Source organism: Streptomyces sp. NPDC057950 (assembly GCF_042887295.1).
GTDB classification, from domain to species: Bacteria; Actinomycetota; Actinomycetes; order Streptomycetales; family Streptomycetaceae; genus Streptomyces; species Streptomyces kaempferi.
Genome location: NZ_JBHVPP010000002.1, coordinates 587,464 through 594,703, shown reverse-complemented (window position 1 = coordinate 594,703; position 7,240 = coordinate 587,464). Strand labels below are relative to the sequence as shown.

8 protein-coding genes are annotated in these 7,240 nt (G+C 68.8%); 4 read left to right on the top strand and 4 right to left on the bottom strand.

Translation table 11 applies throughout. The features are described from left to right. Positions 1-633 precede the first annotated feature (633 nt). Entirely contained in the window at positions 634-1,275 is a 642-nt protein-coding gene (locus ACFVTC_RS06900; RefSeq protein ID WP_390124684.1) for a DNA-3-methyladenine glycosylase, read from the bottom strand. A 195-nt stretch (positions 1,276-1,470) separates the two neighbouring features. On the opposite strand from ACFVTC_RS06900, the gene ACFVTC_RS06895 reads away from it, so the two are divergent. The 3 genes from ACFVTC_RS06895 (at position 1,471) to ACFVTC_RS06885 (ending at position 3,494) form a co-directional block, all read left to right on the top strand. Beyond that, positions 1,471-2,256, top strand: a complete 786-nt coding sequence (locus ACFVTC_RS06895; protein ID WP_356283228.1) for a sporulation protein — start codon at positions 1,471-1,473, stop codon at positions 2,254-2,256. 39 nt (positions 2,257-2,295) lie between these two features. Beyond that, the gene (locus ACFVTC_RS06890) at positions 2,296-2,829 is read left to right on the top strand and encodes a YbhB/YbcL family Raf kinase inhibitor-like protein (RefSeq protein WP_390124682.1); all 534 of its coding nucleotides are present in this window, start codon (positions 2,296-2,298) and stop codon (positions 2,827-2,829) included. 158 nt (positions 2,830-2,987) lie between these two features. Continuing rightward, positions 2,988-3,494, top strand: coding sequence for an HNH endonuclease (locus tag ACFVTC_RS06885; protein WP_168527421.1), 507 nt, complete (start codon positions 2,988-2,990; stop codon positions 3,492-3,494). A gap of 82 nt (positions 3,495-3,576) precedes the next feature. On the opposite strand, the gene ACFVTC_RS06880 is transcribed toward ACFVTC_RS06885, so the two are convergent. The 3 genes from ACFVTC_RS06880 to ACFVTC_RS06870 all read right to left on the bottom strand — a co-directional run bounded on the left by ACFVTC_RS06880 (position 3,577) and on the right by ACFVTC_RS06870 (position 5,999). Beyond that, the gene (locus tag ACFVTC_RS06880; RefSeq protein WP_390124679.1) at positions 3,577-4,512 is read right to left on the bottom strand and encodes an SPFH domain-containing protein; all 936 of its coding nucleotides are present in this window, start codon (positions 4,510-4,512) and stop codon (positions 3,577-3,579) included. A 133-nt stretch (positions 4,513-4,645) separates the two neighbouring features. Next, positions 4,646-5,080 (bottom strand): NfeD family protein, encoded by a 435-nt coding sequence (locus ACFVTC_RS06875; RefSeq protein ID WP_390124677.1) that lies wholly within the window; start codon positions 5,078-5,080, stop codon positions 4,646-4,648. A 127-nt stretch (positions 5,081-5,207) separates the two neighbouring features. Continuing rightward, complete coding sequence (locus ACFVTC_RS06870) at positions 5,208-5,999, bottom strand: ABC transporter ATP-binding protein (RefSeq protein ID WP_153291365.1); 792 nt, start codon at positions 5,997-5,999, stop codon at positions 5,208-5,210. A gap of 121 nt (positions 6,000-6,120) precedes the next feature. On the opposite strand from ACFVTC_RS06870, the gene ACFVTC_RS06865 reads away from it, so the two are divergent. Then, entirely contained in the window at positions 6,121-6,909 is a 789-nt protein-coding gene (locus ACFVTC_RS06865) for a hypothetical protein (RefSeq protein WP_390124675.1), read from the top strand. Positions 6,910-7,240: the final 331 nt, after the last annotated feature.

The following is a 7,240-nucleotide window of genomic DNA, read 5'->3' as shown; positions in this document are numbered from 1 at the left end:
AATGTTTTCCCGTAATCGGGACGACACCACGAGAGCGGAACCAGGAAGAGGAATAATCCTCCCGGTTCACAGCGTCCTCGCTGTGCGCCTACCCCGAAGGGCAGGACTTTTTCAAAGGAACCTCGTCCCAGCCGATCGGCCGGAGACGGGGTATCAACATATCTGGCGTTGATTTTTGGCACGCTGTTGAGTTCTCAAGGAACGGACGCTTCCTTTGTACTCACCCTCTCGGGCTTTCCTCCGGGCGCTTCCCTTCGGTCTTGCGTTTCCGACTCTATCAGACCGTTTCCGTATCCGATTTCCTCGGCGCTTTCCAGGTTTCCGCTCTCGCGTTTCCCTTTCCGGCGGTTCCGACTCTATCAGATCCTTTCGGGCCTGATTCCCAGTCAGTGGGTTTGTCTTTCGGCTTTGAGTTCTTTCGGCTCTCGGCCTTTCGACATTCACTACGCTAGCCGATTCCCTCCGCAACTCATAATCGAGCATCGCGAGTTTGAATTCAGGCATGCGGACACGCCGAATTCGCCCCCGCTGAGGGGAGGTCGTAGGTAGTGGGTTGGCCACTTCCGGCTGCAGGCTGAACGCCGTACCCGGGTCAAGCGGCTCGGGCTACATTACGGACCCCCCAGAGGCGAGTCAAGTTGAGCGGCGGCGGGGCGTATGGGCCCGATAAGGGCTCACGGTGGGGTCGTTGGCGACCCAGAAGCGCCACGGGTGGACGCCTCCGTCGCCGGACACCCCGGTACGTGGACCGTTGCGTACCTGGTCGGAGGTGACGGGTGCCCCCGTCAGCATGGTCAGCGGACCCCCCTCGGGGGCGCAGGCATCGGCGCCGTCGAGGGACCGGTCCACGCCCAGGGCCGTCGCCAGGCGAGCGGGCCCTTTGGCCAGTTCCTTGTCGTTCCGGGCCGAGAGTCGACGTTTGCGAGCGAGCCCGGCGCCCTCGACGACCTCGCCGGCCCTCAGCAGGACCCCGCTGGGCCTGCCCGCCGGACCGCACACCAGGTTCATGCAGAACCACATGCCGTAGGTGAAGTAGACGTACACATGTCCGGGCGGACCGAACATCACGCCGTTGCGGGCCGTGCGTCCGCGATACGCGTGGGAGCCGGGATCGTCCGGGCCGTCGTACGCCTCGACCTCCGTGAGGCGGAGTTCGATCGGACCATCGGGGGTGGTGCGCACGAGGACCCGCCCCAGGAGGTCCGGGGCGACCTCCAGTACGGGGCGGTCGAAGAACTCACGCGTCAGGGGCGTACGGTCAGGGGCCGCGATCATGGCGTACGAGCGTAGTCGAGCAACAAGGACACGTGGGTACGTGTGGGTACGTGTGGGTGCCGACGGGTGGTCAAGGAGCGTTCCCCTTGTAAGGGTGAGAACGCGGAACCGGCCGCGGTCGGATCGCGTTTGTAGGGATCAGGAATCCAGACGCAGTACTACGGAGCACAGGCGTTGCCTGGGGAGGTTTGAGACATGGGGTTCAAGCGGCTGCTTGCGAGCCTGGGAGCCGGCGGGGCTTCGGTCGAGACGGTGCTGACCGAGGTCAACGTCGTGCCGGGCGGTGTCGTGCAGGGCGAGGTGCGGATCCAGGGCGGATCCGTGAACCAGGCCATCGAGGGGCTGTCGGTGGGGCTCCAGGCCAAGGTCGAGGTCGAGGGGCACGACGACCAGGAGTACAAGCAGGACATCGAGTTCGCGAAGCTGCGGCTCGGCGGGGCCTTCGAACTGCAGGCCGGTGCCGTACACGCCGTTCCCTTCGGACTCGACATTCCCTGGGAGACCCCGATCACCACGATCGACGGGCAGAGCCTGCGCGGCATGCACATCGGTGTCACCACGGAGCTGGAGATCGCGCGTGCCGTGGACTCCGGGGACCTCGACCCCATCAACGTGCACCCGCTCCCGGCGCAGCAGGCCATCCTGAACGCCTTCATCCAGCTGGGCTTCCGCTTCAAGAACGCGGACATGGAGCGCGGTCACATCCGGGGCAGCCGGCAGAAGCTGCCGTTCTACCAGGAGATCGAGTTCTTCCCGCCCTCGCAGTACCGCGGGCTGAACCAGGTGGAGCTGAGCTTCGTCGCGGACGACCGTGCGATGGACGTCATCCTGGAGATGGACAAGAAGCCGGGCCTGTTCAGCGAGGGCAGTGACTCGTACCGCTCCTTCCAGGTGGGTCTGCACGACTTCCAGGGCACGGACTGGGCCGGGTATCTGAACCAGTGGCTGTCCGAGGTCGGCAGCAAGCGCAGCTGGTTCTAGGCTCGGGCCGAGAGATTCCGCCGTTCAGGAGGTACTGACGTGACCGAGCTCAAAAGGGCGCCGCTCCCGCACGACTTCCATCCGCCCGTGCCGGCTTTCACGGTCACCAGTGAGGACGTGGCGTCGGGCGCGGTGCTGAAGGACGCCCAGGTCTACGCGGCCGGGAACACTTCGCCGCAGCTGAGCTGGGAGGGCTTCCCCGCCGGGACCAAGAGCTTCGCCGTGACGTGCTTCGATCCGGACGCGCCGACGGGCAGCGGGTTCTGGCACTGGGTGGTGTTCGACATCCCGGCCTCCGTCACCGAGCTCGTGACGGGGGCGGGCAGCGGCAAGTTCGAGGGCCTGCCGGAAGGTGCGGTCCAGGTGCGCAACGACTACGGGACCAAGGACTTCGGTGGCGCCGCGCCGCCGGCCGGGGACCCCGCGCACCGCTACCTCTTCACCGTGTACGCGGTGGATCAGGAGAAGCTCGGCCCGGACGCGGACGCGTCGCCGGCCTATGTCGGATTCAACCTGCGGTTCCACACGCTGGCCCGCGCCCATCTCCTGGGCGAGTACGCGGCTCCCGCGTAAAGCGTCGCAGACGGACGTTCACTGAACGTTTGCCCGCCTCTGGTCTTGGAAGTGATCAGAGGCGGGCATTTTTATTGCGTTGTCCATCTCGGCGTGCCCGGCCAGAGTTGATCCAAGCCCGCCAGGCGGTGGGCCGGTGCGTACGGGAGGTGGGCAGGATGCGGGACACGCTGGTTCTGAACGCGAGCTTTGAGCCGCTGTCGACGGTGACGTTGAACCGGGCCGTCGTTCTGGTGCTCCAGGACAAGGCCGTCGTCGAGCAGGCCCACCCCGAGCTGCGTATGCGTGGCGCCGCCCTCGACATACCCGTGCCGCGGGTGATCAGGCTGTGCAGATACGTCAGGGTGCCTTTCCGAAGACAAGCCCCGTGGTCGAGGCGCGGAGTCCTCGTGCGCGACCGCCACCGCTGCGCGTACTGCGGCAGGCGGGCCACGACGGTCGACCACGTGGTACCGCGCGCGCAGGGCGGCCAGGACTCCTGGCTGAACACGGTCGCGTCCTGCGCCGAGGACAACCACCGCAAGGCGGCCCGTACGCCGGAGCAGGCGGGGATGCCGCTGCTCAGGCAGCCGTTCGAGCCGACGCCCGCCGACGCGATGCTGCTGACGCTGGACCGCGACGACCTCGACGCGCTGCCGCAATGGCTGGTGCAGCCCGCGGCCTAGCGGGCCTGTCGGGCGGCGGCAGGACGTACGACGAGGGGGCCCGTCTCCAACCGGAGACGGGCCCCCTCGTCGTACGTCGTCATCAGTCGGTGACGGACGGCTTCTCGCGGCGCTCCGGGCCGGCGTTGCCCGAACCACCGCCCATGGGGCCGAAGTTGCCCATGGCGCCGCTCAGTCCCTTGAGGGCGTCACCGATCTCGCTGGGCACGATCCAGAGCTTGTTGGCGTCACCCTCGGCGATCTTGGGGAGCATCTGGAGGTACTGGTAGGCGAGGAGTTTCTGGTCCGCGTCGCCCGCGTGGATGGACTCGAAGACCGTGCGGATCGCCTGGGCCTCGCCCTCGGCGCGCAGCGCGGCGGCCTTGGCCTCGCCTTCGGCGCGCAGGATCGCGGACTGCTTCTCACCCTCGGCGGTGAGGATCTGCGACTGGCGGATGCCCTCGGCCGTGAGGATCGCGGCGCGCTTGTCACGGTCGGCGCGCATCTGCTTCTCCATCGAGTCCTGGATGGAGGTGGGCGGCTCGATCGCCTTCAGTTCCACGCGGTTGACGCGGATGCCCCACTTGCCGGTCGCCTCGTCGAGGACACCGCGCAGGGCCGCGTTGATCTCCTCGCGGGAGGTGAGGGTCCGCTCCAGGTCCATGCCACCGATGATGTTGCGCAGCGTGGTGACGGTGAGCTGTTCGATCGCCTGGATGTAGCTGGCCACCTCGTAGGTCGCGGCGCGGGCGTCGGTGACCTGGTAATAGATGACCGTGTCGATGTTGACGACCAGGTTGTCCTGGGTGATCACCGGCTGCGGCGGGAAGGGGACGACCTGTTCACGCAGGTCGATGCGGTTGCGGATCGAGTCGATGAACGGGACCACGATGTTCAGACCGGCGTTCAGGGTCCGCGTGTACCGGCCGAAGCGTTCGACGATGGCGGCACTGGCCTGTGGGATGACCTGGATGGTCTTGATCAGGGCGATGAAAACCAGCACCACCAGAATGATCAGGACGATGATGATGGGTGCCATCGATAACTCCCCGTACCCTTCTCCGCCTCGGTGTTTCCGAAAGATCTTATGGTTGTTGAAGATCTTGCTGGACGAGTCTGACAGACCGTCGTCTGCCGCGTGGGGCGTTCGGTTCAGTTGGCGTCGCTCGAGGTCACATGACGATCGCCGTGGCTCCTTCGATGTCCACGACGTCCACCTCCTGGCCCACCTCGTAGGCCTGTCCGGTGTCCAGGGCGCGTGCCGACCAGATCTCTCCGGCGAGCTTGATACGGCCGTCGCCCGAACCGTCGACCCGCTCCAGGACGACGGCCTGCCTGCCCTTCAACGCCTCGACGCCCGAGACGAGTTGGGGCCGTTGGGAACGGTGCCGGGTCGCGATGGGTCGTACGACCGCGATGAGCGCGACGGAGACGGCGGAGAAGACGAGCACCTGGAGGACGACACCGCCGCCGAGGCCGGCCGTGACCGCGGCAGCCGCGGCGCCCGCGGCGAGCATGCCGAACTCCGGCATCGCGGTCACCACGAGCGGGATGCCCAGCGCGGCCGCGCCGACCAGCCACCACACCCATGCGTTGATGTCGTCCACGCGGTCATGGTAGGTCCGCGGGTCGGTCCTGCGACAGGGCGCGCATCGGGTGGAGAAGGGGCTCGTGCCGGGTCCCGCGGAGCGGATGCCTCTCACGGGGCGGTTCGGGCCGGCTGTTCCGTGCGGGTCAGGCCATCGGGAGTCCGTGCGCGGTCCAGCGCTCGCCGACCTGCTCGACGATGAGGGGGAGACCGAAGCAGCGGGAGAGGTTGCGGGAGGTGAGTTCGAGCTCCAGGGGGCCAGCGGCCAGCACCTTGCCCTGGCGGATCATCAGCACGTGGGTGAAGCCCGGGGCGATCTCCTCGACATGGTGCGTGACCATGATCATGGAGGGGGCGATGGGGTCGCGGGCGAGGCGGCCGAGACGGCGTACGAGGTCCTCGCGGCCGCCGAGGTCGAGGCCGGCGGCCGGCTCGTCGAGCAGGAGCAGCTCGGGGTCGGTCATCAGGGCGCGGGCGATCAGGGTGCGCTTGCGCTCGCCCTCGGAGAGGGTGCCGAACCTGCGGTCGAGGTAGTCGCTCATGCCGAGGCGGTCGAGGAAGGCGCGGGCGCGCTGCTCGTCGATGTCCTCGTAGTCCTCGTGCCAGCCCGCGGTCATGCCGTAGGCGGCGGTGAGCACGGTCTGCAGGACGGTCTGGCGCTTGGGGAGCTTCTCGGCCATGGCGATGCCCGCCACGCCGATGCGCGGGCGCAGCTCGAAGACGTCGACCTTGCCGAGGGTCTCGCCGAGGATGGTGGCGGTGCCCTGGCTCGGGAAGAGGTAGCTGGAGGCGAGGTTCAGGAGGGTCGTCTTGCCGGCGCCGTTCGGGCCGAGGATGACCCAGCGCTCCCCCTCCTTGACCGACCAGGAGACCTGGTCCACCAGAGCCCGGCCCTCGCGGACCACGGACACGTCCTCCAGCTCCAGTACATCGCTCATGAGCGCGTTGTCTCCCATTGCAGTCTCGGCCGTCGCTTACGTCTGTGGACGCAGCCCCCAGGGAAAACCTACGCCACCGGTCGGGCGCTCCTGTCCATCGGCCGGTCCTTAGGGTGGAGGCATGCTCTCGGAACCACGCTCAGGACGCTTGGCCTCATGGGGAAATGCCCTTTTGGCCGGTTTTGTATCTCCGGATGACGCGGTACTCGCCATCGTCGGCGAGGACGCGGTGCACCGGGTCGAGGGGCTGCCGGGCGAGGCGGGGCCCGTCGGGCTCACGCTCGCCCTCGGCCGACTGCGGGCGCTCGGGGTCGCCGGGCTGCGGGTCGCGCTGCCCGCGCCGGGACACCCGCTCGGGCTGAGCGGGCCGCCGGACTTCAACGCGCGCGCCCTCGACGCCGAGGAGGCGGTCGTCTGCCACGGCGCCGCGCTGGGGCTCGTGCCCGAGGTGTACGAGGCCGGGCCTGTCGGTGACGTCCACGTCGAGGTCGTCTGGCACTGCCTCCGGGTGCGGGAGGCGCCGCCCGCCGACGTGCCGTCCCTCGGCGAGGCCGAGCGGGAGCTGGCGGAGGCGCTGCGCGAGGCGACGGAGGTGTTGTCGCGGCTGGACGTGGCCGGGTCGGGGCCGGTCGCGGAGGCGGCGGTGGACGCGTACCGGGCGCGGGCCGAGCGGGGGCGCGAGGTGCTGGCGCCCGGGTATCCGCCGCGCGCGGTGCGGGTGTTGGAGCTCGCCCAGCGAGTGGGTCTGCTGGTCTCCGTCGCGTACGAGAACGGGCACGGCGGGGCGGTGAGCGCCTCGGAGATGGCGGCCCGGACCGAGGCGCTGCGGCCGGTGGAGCGGACGGCCCGGCGCGCGCAGGTGGCGGCGTACAACGCGTTCGTGGAGGAGCGCGAGCGGGGCGTGCGCTGAGCACTGCGTGCGCTGAGCGGGGGGTGCGCTGAACGGGGAGCGCGCTGAACGGGGGGCGCCCTGACCGGCGTGCGCTGAGCACGGCGTGCGCTGAACGGGAGACGCTGAGCGGGGAGCGCGCTGAGCGGCGCGTGCTGAACTGCGCGTGCTGAACGGGAGACGCTGAGCGGCGCTTGCGCTGAACGGGAGACGCTGAGCGGGGGGCGCGCTGAGCGGCGCGTGCTGAACGGCGCGTGCTGAACGGGAGACGCTGAGCGGCGCTTGCGCTGAACGGGAGACGCTGAGCGGGGGGCGCGCTGAGCGGGGCGTGCGCTGCGCCCTGCGTGCGCCG

Coding starts and splice junctions, on each gene's coding strand:
- ACFVTC_RS06900 (WP_390124684.1), bottom strand. CDS start 1,275: ATGATCGCGGCCCCTGACCGTACGCCCCTGACGCGTGAGTTCTTCGAC.
- ACFVTC_RS06895 (WP_356283228.1), top strand. CDS start 1,471: ATGGGGTTCAAGCGGCTGCTTGCGAGCCTGGGAGCCGGCGGGGCTTCG.
- ACFVTC_RS06885 (WP_168527421.1), top strand. CDS start 2,988: ATGCGGGACACGCTGGTTCTGAACGCGAGCTTTGAGCCGCTGTCGACG.
- ACFVTC_RS06880 (WP_390124679.1), bottom strand. CDS start 4,512: ATGGCACCCATCATCATCGTCCTGATCATTCTGGTGGTGCTGGTTTTC.
- ACFVTC_RS06870 (WP_153291365.1), bottom strand. CDS start 5,999: ATGAGCGATGTACTGGAGCTGGAGGACGTGTCCGTGGTCCGCGAGGGC.
- ACFVTC_RS06865 (WP_390124675.1), top strand. CDS start 6,121: ATGCTCTCGGAACCACGCTCAGGACGCTTGGCCTCATGGGGAAATGCC.